Raw genomic sequence first — 17,233 nt, forward strand, 5'->3', positions numbered from 1 at the left:
ATTCACAATGAAATATATCATTTAAAGCCGTGTTTACATTAGTTTAGAACGATTCTTATTAAGATATTAAATTAATTTTAAATCTTCACGAAAAAAAACATGATTTCTTATTGTATATATATAAATTTTAGTAAATTTGTCTCTGATAAAGCCGTAGCTTTTTCATAGGTTTAAGTTAGTTAGGAAAATCTCCACGTCTTCGGATGTGGAGATTATTTTTTTTGTAACATTTCGTATCTTTAAACTACTTATTGCGTAAAAGAATAATAAATTGTCGGAAAAAGCCAACAAATTCACTGAATTAATAGAGAATAATCAAGGGATAATTCACAAAATCTGTCGTATTTATACAGATGATGAATTTTCGCACGAGGATTTATTTCAGGAAATTGTACTTCAACTTTGGCGATCATTTGATAGTTTCAAAGGAAATTCAAAATTTTCCACATGGATGTATCGTGTTAGTCTAAATACAGCTATTGTATTAATTCGAAAAAAGAATCGAACAATAGAAGTTTCAACGCTTGAAAATCAACTTTTTAATATCAAATCTGAAGATGCTGACATAGAAACCGAAGAGAGACTCCAGTTACTTTATGCAGCTATCAAAATGTTAAATGATGTTGAAAGAGCTTTAGTCCTCCTCTATTTAGAAGATTTACCTTACAAAGAAATTGCTGATACGTTAGGAATTTCAGAAGTAAATGCACGCGTAAAAATGAATAGAGCAAAAACTAGATTAAAAGAATTAATTACAAAAATGGAACAATAATGGAGTTAGATGACTTAAAATCCGCATGGAAATCAATTCCAGACGAAAAAAAATACGATCGAGATAAAATATTTAACATGTTGAAGAAAAAATCTACTTCAACAATTCATTGGTTTTTTAAATTTACATTGACTGAATTAACGTTAGTTGTTTTATTTACGTTAATATCTATTGCAAAAGGTAAACTAATAACTGGTGAAAGTTTATCATTCGAAAATTCATTTTTTTACAGAAATTATATTATTGGATCTGCTTGCACAATTCTTTTTACGTTATTGTTTTTAATTTATAGTTACAATACTTATCAGAAAATTAAAATTAACGATTCGGTAAAAAATCTAATGAATCACATTATTAGGTATCGAAAAATCGTGAATTTTTTCATTTTCTTTCAAGTCATTGCTCTAATATCAATTTCAACACCTTATTATTTTGAACTTGGTAAAAATATTTACATCGATAAAATTGGAAGCAATTACGATATAAACAAAGCAGATACAGTTGGTTATATAGCTGTGGGTATCGCAATTGTGCTAATATTAATTATCACAACCATCTATTATGGTGTTATTTATTGGTTGTTTTTAAGAAAATTATCTAAAAACTTATACGAATTAAAAGATATTAAATAAGAATACTTTATTTTTGTAACTACCATGTTAAAAAGAATTAAATATATCGTCCTACTATTATGTATGCTGATTTCTGTAAATCAGTCTATTCATATTATTGGCCATATTTTTTCTTCTCATGATGATGCTCAATCAGAATTGGTTCACATCAATGATCATAAATGTCAATTATGCCACATTGATGTAAAATCATTACTTCCTGATTCAGAACAAAAAAATTTCACTTGGTTTGATGCTCCAAAGCATACCATTTCCTATTTATTCATAACACCGCAACAATACAAAGTTGCGAATCCATTTTTTAGTCTTAGAGCTCCACCCTTTTTGATATAACTTCAATTTTAATTCATTGTTTTATATCAAAATCAAGACGTTATGTCATTTTATTTAAAAAGTGCTGTAATTGCTGCAATTATGTGTAGTAATGCAAACGCTCAACATACTATTTTAGGTCAAGTTATTGATCAAAATCAAAAACCAATTCCATTTGTAACAGTCGAATTTAATAATGAAGCTCATCAAACAGATGCTTCAGGAAAATTCTATGTAACAAACTTAGTTAATGGAAAATATGAATTGTTTATTAATGAACAAGGGTACTCTCCTATTCAAAAAGAAATTATCATAAATCAATCACTTAATTTACAATTTGTATTGATGCATGATCATAGTTATTCATTAAATCAGGTTGATGTGATTGCGCATAAACACGATTTTACAACTGGAAACTCTGAACATGTTGATCAAAAATATGTGCGAGAAAATTATGCTGGTTCTTTGGCTAAATCTTTAGAAAATATGGCTGGCGTGAATGCTTCTGGAATTGGATCTGCAGCTTCTAAACCAATAATCAGAGGATTAGGATTTAATCGATTATTAGTTTCAGAAAATGGAATAAAACAAGAAGGACAACAATGGGGAGCTGATCATGGTTTAGAAATTGATGCGTTAAATATTGAAGAAGTTGAGGTAATTAAAGGACCTGCAACATTGGAATATGGAAACGAAGCTATTGCCGGAGTTATTCGTATTAAAAACAATCAAGTTCCTGCTAAAAATAGTTCGAAAACGAATCTAGGTTTAATGTATCAATCAGTAAATGATAATTACATCACTTCTATCAATCATCAAACTCGTGGCGATAAATTCTTTTATAAATTAAAAGGTACTTATAGTGACTTTGCTGATTACAGAACAACAACAGATAAAATTAGATACCTGGATCGTTGGATGCCGATTTACAATAATCGTGTAAAAAATACAGCTGGTAAAGAAATGAATGTTCAAGGTCAAATTGGTTATATTGATCAACAGTTCCGAAGTATTTTAACGGTTTCTAATGTAAATCAAAAAATAGGATTTTTCCCAGGTTCGCATGGAGTTCCTTCATTGGATAGACTTTTACACGATGGAAATTACAGAAACGTTGATTTTCCGCATCAAAAAGTGAATCATTTCAAAGTTATTAACGAAAATGAATTTAAAATTGATGCTAAGAATTTAATCAAATTCAACTTTGGATATCAAAATAATCATCGTCAAGAAATTAGTGCATTCCATACACATTATAGCAATCAACAAGCACCCTTAGTTAATCCTGATTTAGAATTAGATTTTAAATTAGCAACCTATGATTCGCAAATAAAATTTGAACATACACACAATCAAAATTTTAAAACCATTATTGGTGGTCAATCGCAAATACAGGTAAACCGAATTGCTGGTTACAATTATCTTTTGCCACAATATGATAGAAATATTTACAGTGGATATTTAATTGAAGAATACCAAAGAGCTAAAACGTGGAAAGTAACTGCTGGAATACGTTTTGACTATGCTGATTTTGATTCAAAAGGTTATTTTGATGAAACATTATATGATTATTTGATCGGAAAAGATTACGCACCTGCAATTTCTAATTTTTATGCAGAAAGAAGCCAAGATATTTCACGTTCATTTTCGAATTGGAATGGAATGATTGGTGCTACGTTTCAGCCTAATGATTTTTGGGATTTTAATTTAAACATTGGAACTAATTTCCGCTTACCAACTGCAATTGAATTAGGATCTAACGGAATTCATCATGGATCATTTAGACACGAACGCGGAGATTCAACATTAGATTCAGAAAAAGGATACGCATTTGATTTTAAAGCAACTTACCATAAAAATAATTGGGATATTGCCGTAAGTCCGTATGCTTATTATTTTAGCAACTATATATTTTTGAAACCTTCTGGGCAATTTTCAATATTACCACACGGAGGTCAAATTTACCAATACACACAAAGCAAAGCTTTACTTACAGGTTTTGAAGTCAATGTACAAAAGCGTTTCACAGATAATTTGGATGCACAAGTTATTTATGAATATGTTTACAATCGTCAGTTAACAGAAGATAATGAATTAGGTAATTTCTTACCTTTTACACCACCAAATACATTATTTTCTAAAGTAAATTATCGAATTGATCAACCGATTTCAATTTTTGATGATTTCGAATTTAATGTTTCTGGACGTTATGCTTTCGAACAAAGTAACATTGCACAAAACGAAGACGTTACAAAAGACTATTTCTTACTGGGCGCAGGTATAAAAACTAACATTTTAATCAATAATTTTAAAGCAACTTTAACTGTACAAGGTTCTAATTTATTGAACAAAAAATATTACAATCATACAAGCTTTTACCGCGCTTTACAATTACCCGAACAAGCAAGAAATATTCAAGTAATGTTAAGTATTCCATTCGGTAAATAATAATGAAACAAAAGATCAAACAAAGGATTTTAGTTTTTTTTAGTAGCGTTATTTTATTGCTACCGATTACTAATGCACTTCATTTTGTTTTAATTGATCATACTGTAAATCAAGATTCTGGTATAATAAAAATTCCTCATCAATGTGATGATTTTATTCTGAATCAAACGTATATAATTCATGATTTTACATTAGAAATTGAAAAACCAATTTGGCTCGATTTCTACTACCACATTAATGTAAATTATTTAAAGAATTATCAATCAAAATTCTTGTTTGATATTAATAATAAAGGTCCGCCAAATTCTAATTTAGCTTAGAAAACCAACAAACCTTTATTTAAAATTAAATCAATTACAATACATTAAAAATTAAAACAATGAATTCATTTTTCAAAACAATAATATTAGCTGCAACTCCTATTTTATTATTATCATCATGCTCTTCTGACGATGATAAATTAGATACTGAAAAACCAAAAATCGTATTAGGAAAACCAACAGATCACCAATCATACGAATTAGGTTCGACAATAGAAGTTCAAGCAATTTTATCTGATAATGTTGAATTAGGATCGTACAAAATCAATATTCATTCAGATGGTGATGGACATGAACACAGATCAACGACAACAAATTGGGATTTTTCTGATACTGGAGTTATCGAAGGAAATAAAGAATATGTTTTAAACAAAACAATTCAAATTCCAGCTGGTGATATTACTGAAGGTCATTACCATTTAGGGATTATGGTAATTGACAAGGCTGGTAACGAAACAGAATCATACATCGAAATCGTTGTAGGAGAAGATCACCACCATTAATCGATATAAATTATGACAAAGGCTCGGAATTTCCGAGCCTTTTTTGGTTATAAAAATGAAAGATTTGTTATTTTAGCAGTCATCAAATAAAATACAATGATAATTATTGCAGATAGTGGTTCTACTAAAACAGATTGGGTTGTTTTAGATAATGAACAACAAGAAGTTTTCAGAACTAATACAATTGGTTTTAATCCCTATTTCGTTACAAGCGTAGACATAACTACTGAAATTGCTAAAAACGAAGAATTAGCAAATATTGCAACAAATGTAAAACAAGTATATTTTTACGGTGCTGGAACTTCAACTGAAGCAAACCGAGAAATTGTGCGAATCGGTTTAAATGGTTTATTTACAAATGCAGAATTTGTTGTAGATCACGATTTATTAGCAGCTTGTTACGCTACTTACATGGGAAAACCTGCAATGGTTTGTATCTTAGGAACAGGTTCTAATTCTTGTTACTTTGATGGAAAAGTAATGCGAGAAGAAACTAAATCTTTAGCTTATATTTTGGGTGATGAAGGTTCTGGAAACGATTTGGGTAAACGTGTTTTAAGAGCATATTTCACAAAAAAAATGCCTCCGCATTTAGCTAAAGCTTTTGATGATTATTACAAATTAAATGTAGAAGAATTAAATAAAAACGTTTATCAGAACAAATTTGCAAATGCATATTTAGCTTCTTTCAATAAATTTGTTGTTGAACATAAAGACGATCCATTCATCCAAAAAATCATTTATGATGCAATGACTGGTTTTATAGAATATCAAATATTACCTTACGAAGAAGCTCGAAATTCTGAGTTAAACTTCATCGGATCTATTGCACATATATACGAGCCAATCATCCGTTCAGTTGCAGCACAATATCACTTAACAGTTGGACATATCATTCGTAAACCGATTGATAATTTAGTTGAATATCATAAAAACTATTTAATTAACGCTTAATCACATCACGAATGTCTCAACCACAAATTGCTGTTATAACTTACAATACACCTCATCGTAAAACTCAAGATGTTTTACATGGATTAAAAGCAAAAGGCTATGAAAATGTAAAAGTCTATGCCTTACCATTCGTTCAGCGCGAAAATCCTTTTAAACCAATTTACCAACATCGACCAAGTAAAGCGATAAGTGTAGATATAGATGTATATTCTAAAAATTTTGGCTATCAATTTGAAACCACAACAGCTGATACATTAAACCAACAATTATTAAATGTTAAAGCCAATTTTGTAATAATTGCAGGAGCTGGTTTATTACCTGACGAATTGGTAGAAACGCATAAAATAATCAATACTCATCCCGGTTTTTTACCTAAAACTCGTGGATTAGATTCATTAAAATGGGCTATTGTTAAAGGAGTAGAAATTGGAGTTACGACACATTTTGTAGATACTGAAGCTGATGCAGGATTTTTAATAGAACAACAATTAGTTCCTGTATATAGTAACGATACATTTCATTCGGTTGCGCAGCGTCAGTACGAAATTGAAATTGAAATGTTAGTGAATTCAATTGAAGTTATTCCAACATTAAACGACTTCCCTTCGCTTTCAACTACTGAATTTGAAGCAACTCGCAGAATGCCAAAAGCGATTGAAGAAAATTTAATGAGTTCTTTCGATCAATACAAAGAGCAATTCCAAATAGATTAATCTATAAATTAATATAACATCATACAAAAAGCTATTCTTTTTAAGGATAGCTTTTTGTATTTTCACGAATTTAAATATCAAGTTTAGCATGATATGATAAGATTATTTAATTAATTTTATAGCTCAATTAACACTAATGAAATTACTTTCTACACATTCTTATTACTATATCCCAATTATAATTGGAGCAATTTTATTAACAATCGGCGTAAAATTTATAGAATCTTACGGAATAGCAATTTTTCTAATTTTACCTTTTTTTATAGGCGCGATTACAACAATTTTATTCAAGAAGAAACGACCAGAAATCTATACATTATCAAAATCCGTTTTTTCTGCTTTTATAAATATCCTTGTCATTTCTTTGGCTATTTTGCTTGTTGGTATTGAAGGTTTAATCTGTATTGTTATGGCTAGTCCAATTCTCTTACTTTTTGTATTTATTGGTGCCGCAATTGCGCATACTTATGTAGATAGAATTAAAAATACGAACGCTGTTATTATCTTTTTTACTACAGCTATTTTAGGATTTTCTTTTTCTGAAAGAGAGAAAACACCAAGTTTATCAGAGGTTAAAACTTCTATTATTATTAATGCTCCTATAGAAACTGTTTGGGAAAATGTAGTTGTATTTCCGCAATTAGATGAACCAACTGAACTTTTATTTAAAGCTGGGATTGCTTATCCTATAAATGCTACAATAGAAGGTGAAGGTGTTGGCGCAATTAGGTATTGTAATTTTACCACAGGTAGTTTTGTAGAACCAATTACTACATGGAACGCTCCTACTCATCTTGCTTTTGATGTACTTGAACAACCTGAACCAATGAAAGAAATTTCGTATTGGGATTTTGACGCAGCACATTTACACGACTATTTTGTGTCTAAAAATGGTGAATTTAGATTAAAAAAGATTGACGAAAACACAACAGAATTAACCGGAACAACTTGGTATACACATAAAATTTATCCAGAATTTTATTGGCGTATTTGGAGCGACGAAATTATTCATTTAATTCATAACCGAGTTTTAACGCACATTAAAAAAGAAGCTGAAAAATAATGGCTCACGAATTTTCTATCTATACCCCAAAAAAAGAATCATTATTAACGGATATAAACTTAAAACCATTGGCTTTTTTAGGATTTGTTTTCTGTTTGTTTATATTGAATGAGCTAATTGACCTACCTGAAGAAGTAAAATACAGACCAATACTTTTAAATGGACTTTGGATAACAATCGCTATTGTAGGCATATATTACTACAGCTTAATTAGAATGGATGGTGACTTAAGTTCAGATGAGTTAGAAAAAAAACTTAAATTTCAGAAAGAATATATAGTAATTAATAATGAAATTATTGATTTGAATGACATCCAAAAAATAACAATTCATGCTTTTGATAGCAAAAGAAATCAACGACCGTTTGTTATGCGACAAAATAAAAGTAGTTATTCTTTAGGAGTAAGTAACTTTTTAGAAATAAAACTTTTTTCAGGTCAAAATATCAATGTGCAATTTCAGAAAACAACCGAAAAAGAATTATTAAAAGTAAAAGATGAATTGATTCATTATTATCAAAATGAAAAAATCTCTTTACTCAATGTAACTGAAGCTTTACATATCATAAAATACGAGGATATACAACAATTCTTAGAAGAATATCCAATAAAGCGTATCAACTTATAAGTTGATGCGCTTTTTATTTAAAATTATAAAATTGAGTTAAGAATAAGCATGCAAAAGATAATTTCCGTAAATTGAAAAGAAAACCTATGAATACAATCGCATTTGCTGGAAGCAACAGTTCTACTTCAATTAACAAACAACTTGTAACATACGCTGTACAGCTTTATGGAAACGCTCAAATATTAGATTTTAACGATTATAATATTCCAACCTACGACATTGATATTGAAAAAAAAGAAGGATTTTCTATTGATGTCAATAAATTTTATAGCGCAATACAGGATTCTAGCATTTTATTAATCTCATTTTCTGAACATAATGCATCTATAACAGCCGTTTTTAAAAGTTATATGGATTGGTGTTCGAGAATTAATCCAAAATTCATGACCGATAAAAAAATATTCGCCATGAGTACTTCTCCTGGTGGTTACGGTGGAAGAAACGCGTTAGAGGCTGGAATAAAATTAGTTGAAAAATTTGGTGGAACTGTTTTAGAAGAATTTGCTTTACCTAAATTCAATGAAAATTTTAAAGAAGGTAAAATCACTGATGAAACTTTAGATCAAGAATTGAAAACTAAAATGAACTCATTTCAAGAAAAAGTTTTAAAATAATAACATACATCAATCCGTATTAGATAAAAACATTTTTATTTTTGCTTAAAATTAGACAAGTTAAAATATAAATAATGAAAATAATAGCATTTGCAGGTTCTACTAGCAAAAATTCAATCAATAAAGAATTAGTAAATTACGTAGTAAATCAAATTGAAGGTCACGAAATCAAAACTTTAGATTTAAATGATTACGAAATGCCTATTTATTCTATTGATCGTCAATTAGAAAATGGTTTTCCAGCTGAAGCACAAGCTTTTTACCAAGAAATTAAAGAAGCTGATGGTGTAATTATTTCTTTAGCAGAGCATAATGGAAACTTTGCAGTTGCATTAAAAAACATTTTAGACTGGGTTTCTCGCATTGAAATGCCATTCTTAAAAGACAAAAAAATCTTATTATTATCAACTTCACCAGGTGGTTACGGTGGTGGAAATGTGATGGAAGTTGGTTTAAAATATTTCACACATTTCGCAAGCGGACATGTTGTTGCTAATTCTACTTTCCCATCATTTAACGATCACTTTAAGGATGGTGAAATTATTCACGATGAATTAAAAGCTAAAATTGACGAAAATATTAAAGCATTTGAATGTGCTTTATCTGGAGTTGAAGCATTATAATTTCAGTTTTTAAATATTATACCAAATAACCTTCAAAATTTTGAAGGTTATTTTTTTTCCCTACAAAACAAATCTTAATCATTATAATTAAGATGAATCTAACGTTTGTCATATTAATTTTATGAAACATGATGTAATTTAGTCCTATAAAGTAAAAGACTTAATTTTTATTGATCTGTAATAAACACCAATATATATTATTGCATTACATATCAATTTATTAGATATAAAATATCACGATTATAAAAATAATTTATTGATTTATCTAAAATAGAAATTAAGAAACGTTTGCCAAACACTTTTCCACGCCTACATTTGCAGTAGAAAAAGTAACAAAACACACTTTTACTTTTAAGAAAGAATATTTAATAAATATAAAAACATTACAATTATGTCATTAGTAGGAAAAAAAGCGCCTTTATTTACAGCGCCTGCAGTAATCGATGGAGACGAAATCGTTGAAAACTTTTCAATGCCAATCGGAGAGAAAAATATTGTTTTATTCTTCTACCCAAAAGATTTTACTTTCGTTTGTCCAACTGAATTACACGCTTTCCAAGCTAAATTAGCTGAATTTGAAAAAAGAGATGCAGTAGTTATCGCTGCTTCAGTTGATTCTGAAGAAACTCACTTAGCATGGTTAAACACAGCTAAAGATAATGGTGGTATCGAAGGTGTTACTTACCCAATCGTAGCTGACTTAGCAAAAACTATCGCTATGGACTACGGTGTATTAGCTGGTGAGTACGTTTACAACGAAGAAAACGATTCATTAAAATTCGAAGGAGCTCCAGTTGCTTACCGTGGTACTTTCATCATCGACAAAAATGGTGTTGTTCGTCACGAAACAATCAACGATTTACCATTAGGACGTAACATCGACGAGTATGTACGTTTATTAGACGCTATTTTACATGTAGAGAAATACGGTGAAGTTTGTCCAGCTAACTGGGAAGAAGGTAAAGAAGCAATGAACGCTACTAAAGACGGTGTTGCTACTTACTTATCTAACAACTAAGATTAAAAAATAGTTTGGCGATCTTTTAGGATTTCCAAAATTCACGAAGAGGCTGTCTAAATTGATTGACAGGAGATTTTAAAGAATTCATTTTCAATATAAAATCACTAAGTTCATACCTTAGACAGCCTTTTTTATACCCTTTTTTTAACATTTAAAAAATAATAAAATGTTTGCAGAATTAGAACAAGATAACTTAGCACAAGTAGTTGCTGAAAATAATATAGTAATCGTACAATACGGTGCAGGATGGTGTGGAAACTGTCGTTTAGTAAAACCAAAATTCAAAAAATTAGCTGCTGAATACGAAGGACAAGCAGAATTTTTATACGTTGATGCTGAAAAATTACCAGAATCAAGACAATTAGCTGAAGTTCCAAACTTACCAACTTTCGCTGTATTTAAAGGAGGAGTTAATGTAGGACAAGTAACTGCATCTAAAATTGATGCTGTAAAAGAATTAATCAATGAAGCTGCCGGTATTTAAGAATTTAGCAAAAACTGTTTCTGTAGAAGCTATGGAAACTGCTTTGGAAGTTTTAGAAGCATACGCTGATTCTCCTGCGGTTAAAGAACCAGAGCAAGAGGTTATCGGAGAAATGATTTCTAACATTTGTGGAGCTATCGAAATGAAACAAATGATGGATGAAGGTATGGACGAGCGTACTGCTGCAAATACTTTTATGCAACGTGTGATGGGATCTATTGATAAATAATTTCACTTTACATATAATATAAAAAGCCAACTAAAAAGTTGGCTTTTTTTATTAATCAATCTTTGTTTCGACTTTGTTGTTGTACATTTCATCGAACTTTTTATTATCTTCCTCAATGATTTGATCAAATTCTTTTTGAGATACGATTTGACCTTTAGTTGGTCTTTCAATTTTTGCTTTAGAATCTATTTTAATATTCGTTGCATTATAAATACGCTTATTTTCTCCTCCTTTTTTATCAATATTTACAATTTCTAATTTCAATATTAATCCTGGTAAACCTGCATATTCTATCGGACCGTTTTTAATTGCTAATTTTGGTGCAAACCAAGCGGTATAAGTATTAGACTTTTCTTGGTATGTTGCTTTTTTTACATCATAACCTAAATAAGTAGATTTATCTTTTTGTATAATCCAAGGTTGAACTTTTAAAGAATCTTTGATGATTAATTTCTTTCCATTATAATCCATAAACGTTAAAGATATATTTTCAGAAAAATTTTTATAGAAATCATTTCCTACTCCACCAAATGAAATCGAAGTACCTTTTTTTGATTGTGAATTATCAACACGCTCTATTTTTTTATATAGCGACTCGTCTACAGTGGTAACCAATTCGTAGAAAGATTTTTGCTCATTACTATTTTTATAAATTTCTAACATTTTAGGATTAGTTTCTTTCGAAAGATCAAAAACGTTATAAAATTCATATTCAACAACAACTTTTTCTTGTGCTGTTAAAAATAATGAAGCAGATAATAATGCAACAGATAGTAGTTTTTTCATATTTATGTTTTAATAAAAATATATAAAAAAAAAGTATAACCCGCTAAGAATTATACTTTTATTAATATTCTAAATTATTCCGTAATGTTTTAAGGCATTCCAAATTCCGTCTTCATCAGCCGAAGTTGTAACAAAATCAGCCGCCTGTTGCACATTTTCTTTAGAATTTCCCATAGCTACGCCAATTTTACAACCATGAATCATCGGAATATCATTACCACCATCACCAAACGCCATCGTTTTAGAAAGATCTAAATTATATTGTTTTGCCATTCTTTCAATTCCTTTCATTTTATTAATTCCTTTCGGATTTACATCAGCAAAATAAGGCATCCAACGTGATGATTCACTATTCAACATCACTTCTTTCATTAGTTTTTGCTCTTGTTCTTCATCTACAAAAAAATTCATCTGCATAATTTTATCCAGCTCAATGTCTTTTGTATCCATTAATTTAGGAACATTCATACCAAAAAATTCAAATGATTTTTCAACGTATTCATTTACACGATTGATTGTAAAACCTTTTTCTGTCATGAATGAAAATGCAAATGGATTGATTTCATCATACTTTAACAAAGCTTCCACATCAATTTTTGAGATGTATTCTATATGGAAAGGAATACGATTTTCATCAGAACACATTCCGCCATTGTTATTGATATAGCCATCAAAATTTAATGAAAATAAACTTTCAGGAATGTCTGTTAAATTACGACCTGTAGCTAAAAATATTTTGTGTTTTTTTGACTTTAAAAGTTTTAAAGCTTCTTTAGTAGAGTCGCTTATCGTGTGATTGGCAAAACCTTGTAGAGTTCCATCAAAATCGAAGAAAAAAGAATTTATTGGCATAAAAAATAGTAATTTATTACTCGTATAAAATTATAATTTAAAATTGAATCGCTTAAAATTATGTGATAAAAAAAGGTGAAACTTTATCTGTTTCACCTCTTAATTTTATTATTTAGATTATTAAACTAATGCTTTTTTAATAATATCTAAAGCTAAGTTTACATCTTTAAAAGATACATTAAGATGTGGTCTAAAACGTACTGAAGTTTCTCCACATGGTAATAATATCAATTTATCGTTAAAACATTTTGTAAGGAAATCAGTTCTTGATTGATCGTTATCAAAATCGAAAGCAATAAATAAACCTTTACCTCTAATGTTTTTTATTTTGTTCGTATGTTTTTCAATATCATTTAAACGTTCAATGATATACGCTCCTTTTTCATTAGCATTTTCTACTAAATTTTCATTTTCGATTACTTCTAAAATCAATTTGAAACGTAACATATCGATGTAATTCCCACCAAATGTTGAGTTTATACGGCTTGATTCTTTAAATACGTTATTCGGAACGACGTCTAATTTTTCTTTATTTGCTAAGATTCCACAAACTTGCGTTTTCTTACCGAAAGAAATAATATCTGGAATTACATTGTAATGCTGAAAAGCCCACATTTTACCAGTCATTCCCATTCCTGTTTGTACCTCATCAAAAATTAAAAGAATTTCTTCTTGATCACAAATATCTCTTAACATTTGTAAAAACTCAGGTCGAAAATAATTATCTCCTCCTTCACCTTGTATTGTCTCAATTATAATACAAGCAATTTGATTTTTGCGTTCTTCTAATGCTTGTTTAATTTGACTAATTGCTAATTCTTCTGTTTGTTTTGTTTGCGCGAAGTTTTCGTCTGTTTCTGGGAAGATAATTTTTGGATTCTCGATACGAGGCCAATCAAATTTTGGGAAATATTCGTATTTACGAGGATCTTTTGTGTTTGTTAGAGATAAAGTATAACCAGATCTTCCGTGGAATGCTTGTTTAAAGTGGATAACCTGTCCAGCTTCAGTTTCAATTCCTTTCGAAAAATTTACTTTAGTTTTCCAATCAAAAGCTGCTTTTAAAGCGTTTTCGACAGCTAAAGATCCACCTGAAATAAAGAAACAATATTGTAGTTCCTTTGGCATTGCAACACGAGCAAATGTATCAATAAAATCTGCATAGTCTTTTGTATAAATATCAGACATTGCTGGTTTATTGATCGCATTTTTACCTAAAAAATCTTGATGTGCAACCAAATGTGGATGATTGTATCCAACTGCTGTTGAAGCAAACATTGAAAACATATCTAAATATTTATCTCCATTTTGATCAACGATATAAGAACCATGAGATTTCTCTACGTCCATCACAATTGGATAACCATCAGCTAAAATATGTTTTGCTAATCTTTCGTGTACAGTTTCGTTTATAGTAGTTGTATTCATATTCTATTAATTATAAGTTAAATTGAATTCCTTGTGCTAATGGAACTTCTGTTGAGTAGTTGATTGTATTTGTTTGACGACGCATATATACTTTCCATGCATCTGAACCTGATTCTCTACCTCCACCAGTTTCTTTTTCACCACCAAAGGCTCCACCAATTTCAGCACCAGAAGTACCAATATTTACATTCGCGATTCCACAATCTGAACCTTGATGAGAAAGGAATAATTCTGCTTCACGTAAATTTGTAGTCATAATTGCAGATGATAAACCTTGTTTTACACCATTTTGAATTTCGATTGCGTCTAAAACATCACCAGAATATTTAATTAAATATAAAATAGGTGCAAAAGTTTCAGTTTGAACAATTTCTAAATCATTCGTTGATTCAGCAATAACCGGTTTTACATAACATCCAGAATTATATTCTTCTGTTTCTAAAACACCACCAGGTACTAAAAATTCACCTCCTTGTTCTTTAATTTTCTCAAGAGCAACTAAATAATTTCTTACCGCATCTTGGTCAATTAATGGTCCGATGTGATTTGATGCATCTAATGGATTTCCTATTTTTAATTGATCGTAAGCATTTTTCAGAATTACTTTAACTTGATCGTAAATAGATTCATGTACAATTAAACGTCTTGTTGTCGTACAACGTTGTCCAGCTGTACCAACTGCACCAAATACTGCTGCTGTTAAAGTAATTTTTAAATCAGCATCTGGTGTAACGATAATTGCATTGTTACCACCTAATTCTAATAAAGTTTTACCTAAACGTCTTGCAACAACCTCGTTCACTTCTTTCCCCATACGAGTAGATCCCGTAGCAGATATTAAAGGAACTCTTTCGTCACTTGCTAGCCATTCACCAACTTCTTTTTCTCCTGAAATTACATTAGAGATTCCTTCTGGTAAATTATTTTCTTTTAAAACTTCTGCTAAAATATTCTGACATGCGATTGCACAAATTGGAGTTTTTTCACTTGGTTTCCAAACAACAACATCACCGCAAACCATTGCTAAACATGTATTCCAAGCCCAAACAGCTACTGGAAAGTTAAACGCTGTAATAACACCAACAATTCCTAATGGATGATATTGGTCGTACATACGATGTAAAGGTCTTTCAGAGTGAATTGTAGAACCGTATAACTGACGAGATAATCCAACCGCAAAATCACAGATATCAATCATTTCCTGAACTTCTCCGTATCCTTCTTGTAAAGATTTCCCCATCTCGTAAGAAACTAACTTACCTAAATCTTCCTTGTTTTGACGTAATTTATCGCCTAATTGTCTTACAATTTCACCTCTTTTAGGTGCAGGAATCATACGCCATTCTTTAAAGGCTGCTTGTGCTTTTGTAATAACAGTCTCGTATTCTTCTTTTGTTGTGGCTTTTACTTTTCCTATCTCATTTCCATCAACTGGCGAATAAGATGTAATTAAATTTCCAACACCAAACCATTCTTGTCCAGTTGATGTTCCAAAATTTACTTCATTAATTCCTAGTGTAGTTTTCTCATTACCTATCATTAGCTAATATTTTTATGTGATTGTGATTTTGATTTAATAAATTTAGGGTATTATTAAGTTTATAACAAAATTTTATTCATTTTATTACAAATTATTATGAATATTATTTAGATTTACACAACTATAACTGCACAAAATGAATACAACAACAGATTACTTTAAAATAGATGACCTTTTAACTGAGGAGCATTTAATTATTAGACAATCGGTACGTGATTTCGTCGATAAAGAAATTAAACCTATTATTGACGAATGCGCACACGAACATAAAGATGTTCCTGATTTAATGAAAAAATTGGGTGCTATTGGTGCTTTAGGTCCATATATTCCAGAAGAATACGGTGGAGCTGGATTAGATCAAATGTCTTACGGTATAATCATGCAAGAATTAGAGCGTGGAGATTCAGCTGTAAGATCTGCTGCTTCTGTACAATCTTCATTAGTAATGTACCCTATTTACAGCTATGGTTCGGAAGAACAAAAAAGAAAATTCTTACCAAAATTAGCTTCTGGTGAATTTATCGGATCTTTTGGTTTAACTGAGCCAAACCATGGATCAAACCCAGGCGGAATGGAAACTCGATTAACAAAAGATGGTGAACATTATCGTTTAAATGGAGCGAAAATGTGGATTACAAATGCACCAGTTTGTGATATTGCAGTTGTTTGGGCTAAAGATGATGAAGGTAAAATTAGAGGAGTTATTGTTGAAAGAGCAATGGAAGGACTTTCTACACCTGAAACAATGAACAAATGGTCTTTACGTGCATCGAAAACAGGAGAATTAGTTTTTGATAATATCTTAATTAAAGAAGAAAACATTTTACCAGGAGTTAAAAGTTTAAGAGGTCCATTATCTTGTTTAAACTCGGCTAGATACGGAATTTCTTGGGGTGTAATCGGAGCTGCAATTGATTGTTATGAAACGGCTTTAAAATACAGTTTAGAGCGTACACAATTCGGGAAACCAATTGCTTCTTATCAATTACAACAAAAGAAATTAGCAGAATTTATTACAGATATTACAAAAGCGCAATTATTAGTTTGGCGTTTAGGAACATTAAAAAATGAAGACAAAGCGACTCCTGAACAAATTTCTATGGCAAAACGTAACAACGTAAAAATGGCTATTGATATCGCTAGAGAATCTCGCCAAATAATAGGTGCAATGGGAATTATTGGAGATTTCCCAAATATGCGTCATGCCGCAAACTTAGAATCTGTAATTACTTACGAAGGAACACACGATGTGCATTTATTAATCACTGGAGCTGATGTTACAGGAATTAATGCATTTGTATAGTCAATAAAAT

20 protein-coding genes are annotated in these 17,233 nt (G+C 30.3%); 16 read left to right on the plus strand and 4 right to left on the minus strand.

The window, feature by feature from the left end:
* Positions 1-271: 271 nt before the first annotated feature.
* From J9309_RS13135 to J9309_RS13205, 15 genes are all read left to right on the plus strand, one after another.
* On the plus strand, positions 272-772 hold the full coding sequence (locus J9309_RS13135; RefSeq protein WP_230476337.1) for an RNA polymerase sigma factor: 501 nt from the start codon (positions 272-274) through the stop codon (positions 770-772).
* Positions 772-1,404: a hypothetical protein gene (locus J9309_RS13140; protein ID WP_230476338.1), complete on the plus strand. Its 633-nt coding sequence runs from the start codon at positions 772-774 to the stop codon at positions 1,402-1,404. The genes J9309_RS13135 and J9309_RS13140 overlap by 1 nt, the downstream gene beginning before the upstream one ends.
* A gap of 63 nt (positions 1,405-1,467) precedes the next feature.
* On the plus strand, positions 1,468-1,737 hold the full coding sequence (locus J9309_RS13145) for a hypothetical protein (protein WP_230476339.1): 270 nt from the start codon (positions 1,468-1,470) through the stop codon (positions 1,735-1,737).
* 42 nt (positions 1,738-1,779) lie between these two features.
* A complete protein-coding gene (locus J9309_RS13150; protein WP_230476340.1) occupies positions 1,780-4,164 on the plus strand; it encodes a TonB-dependent receptor in 2,385 nt (794 codons plus the stop codon).
* Positions 4,165-4,166: 2 nt separating this feature from the next.
* A complete protein-coding gene (locus tag J9309_RS13155) occupies positions 4,167-4,484 on the plus strand; it encodes a hypothetical protein (protein ID WP_230476341.1) in 318 nt (105 codons plus the stop codon).
* A 59-nt stretch (positions 4,485-4,543) separates the two neighbouring features.
* Positions 4,544-4,987, plus strand: coding sequence for a DUF4625 domain-containing protein (locus J9309_RS13160; protein ID WP_230476342.1), 444 nt, complete (start codon positions 4,544-4,546; stop codon positions 4,985-4,987).
* 96 nt (positions 4,988-5,083) lie between these two features.
* Positions 5,084-5,941 carry a BadF/BadG/BcrA/BcrD ATPase family protein gene (locus tag J9309_RS13165; RefSeq protein ID WP_230476343.1) on the plus strand — a complete coding sequence of 286 codons (858 nt, stop codon included), beginning with the start codon at positions 5,084-5,086 and terminating at the stop codon, positions 5,939-5,941.
* 11 nt (positions 5,942-5,952) lie between these two features.
* Positions 5,953-6,654: a formyltransferase family protein gene (locus J9309_RS13170; RefSeq protein WP_230476344.1), complete on the plus strand. Its 702-nt coding sequence runs from the start codon at positions 5,953-5,955 to the stop codon at positions 6,652-6,654.
* A gap of 136 nt (positions 6,655-6,790) precedes the next feature.
* Entirely contained in the window at positions 6,791-7,717 is a 927-nt protein-coding gene (locus J9309_RS13175; protein WP_230476345.1) for an SRPBCC family protein, read from the plus strand.
* On the plus strand, positions 7,717-8,343 hold the full coding sequence (locus J9309_RS13180) for a hypothetical protein (protein WP_230476346.1): 627 nt from the start codon (positions 7,717-7,719) through the stop codon (positions 8,341-8,343). The genes J9309_RS13175 and J9309_RS13180 overlap by 1 nt, the downstream gene beginning before the upstream one ends.
* 86 nt (positions 8,344-8,429) lie before the next feature.
* A complete protein-coding gene (locus tag J9309_RS13185; RefSeq protein ID WP_230476347.1) occupies positions 8,430-8,957 on the plus strand; it encodes an NADPH-dependent FMN reductase in 528 nt (175 codons plus the stop codon).
* Between the two features lie 74 nt (positions 8,958-9,031).
* A complete protein-coding gene (locus J9309_RS13190) occupies positions 9,032-9,580 on the plus strand; it encodes an NADPH-dependent FMN reductase (RefSeq protein ID WP_230476348.1) in 549 nt (182 codons plus the stop codon).
* A gap of 391 nt (positions 9,581-9,971) precedes the next feature.
* Positions 9,972-10,598, plus strand: coding sequence for a peroxiredoxin (locus tag J9309_RS13195; protein ID WP_230476349.1), 627 nt, complete (start codon positions 9,972-9,974; stop codon positions 10,596-10,598).
* 169 nt (positions 10,599-10,767) lie between these two features.
* Positions 10,768-11,085 (plus strand): thioredoxin family protein, encoded by a 318-nt coding sequence (locus J9309_RS13200; RefSeq protein ID WP_230476350.1) that lies wholly within the window; start codon positions 10,768-10,770, stop codon positions 11,083-11,085.
* Positions 11,066-11,314 (plus strand): DUF6952 family protein, encoded by a 249-nt coding sequence (locus tag J9309_RS13205; RefSeq protein ID WP_121934226.1) that lies wholly within the window; start codon positions 11,066-11,068, stop codon positions 11,312-11,314. Before J9309_RS13200 ends, J9309_RS13205 begins: the two co-directional genes overlap by 20 nt.
* A gap of 51 nt (positions 11,315-11,365) precedes the next feature.
* On the opposite strand, the gene J9309_RS13210 is transcribed toward J9309_RS13205, so the two are convergent.
* The 4 genes from J9309_RS13210 to amaB all read right to left on the minus strand — a co-directional run bounded on the left by J9309_RS13210 (position 11,366) and on the right by amaB (position 15,920).
* The gene (locus J9309_RS13210; protein ID WP_230476351.1) at positions 11,366-12,100 is read right to left on the minus strand and encodes a GLPGLI family protein; all 735 of its coding nucleotides are present in this window, start codon (positions 12,098-12,100) and stop codon (positions 11,366-11,368) included.
* Positions 12,101-12,169: 69 nt separating this feature from the next.
* Complete coding sequence (locus J9309_RS13215; protein ID WP_230476352.1) at positions 12,170-12,952, minus strand: HAD family hydrolase; 783 nt, start codon at positions 12,950-12,952, stop codon at positions 12,170-12,172.
* 120 nt (positions 12,953-13,072) lie between these two features.
* A complete protein-coding gene (gene lat, locus J9309_RS13220; protein WP_230476353.1) occupies positions 13,073-14,380 on the minus strand; it encodes an L-lysine 6-transaminase in 1,308 nt (435 codons plus the stop codon).
* A 10-nt stretch (positions 14,381-14,390) separates the two neighbouring features.
* Positions 14,391-15,920: an L-piperidine-6-carboxylate dehydrogenase gene (amaB, locus tag J9309_RS13225; protein WP_230476354.1), complete on the minus strand. Its 1,530-nt coding sequence runs from the start codon at positions 15,918-15,920 to the stop codon at positions 14,391-14,393.
* A 136-nt stretch (positions 15,921-16,056) separates the two neighbouring features.
* On the opposite strand from amaB, the gene J9309_RS13230 reads away from it, so the two are divergent.
* A complete protein-coding gene (locus J9309_RS13230) occupies positions 16,057-17,223 on the plus strand; it encodes an acyl-CoA dehydrogenase family protein (RefSeq protein WP_230476355.1) in 1,167 nt (388 codons plus the stop codon).
* Positions 17,224-17,233: the final 10 nt, after the last annotated feature.

Origin of the sequence: Faecalibacter bovis, from assembly GCF_017948305.1 — a bacterium.
Classification (GTDB): domain Bacteria; phylum Bacteroidota; class Bacteroidia; order Flavobacteriales; family Weeksellaceae; genus Empedobacter; species Empedobacter bovis.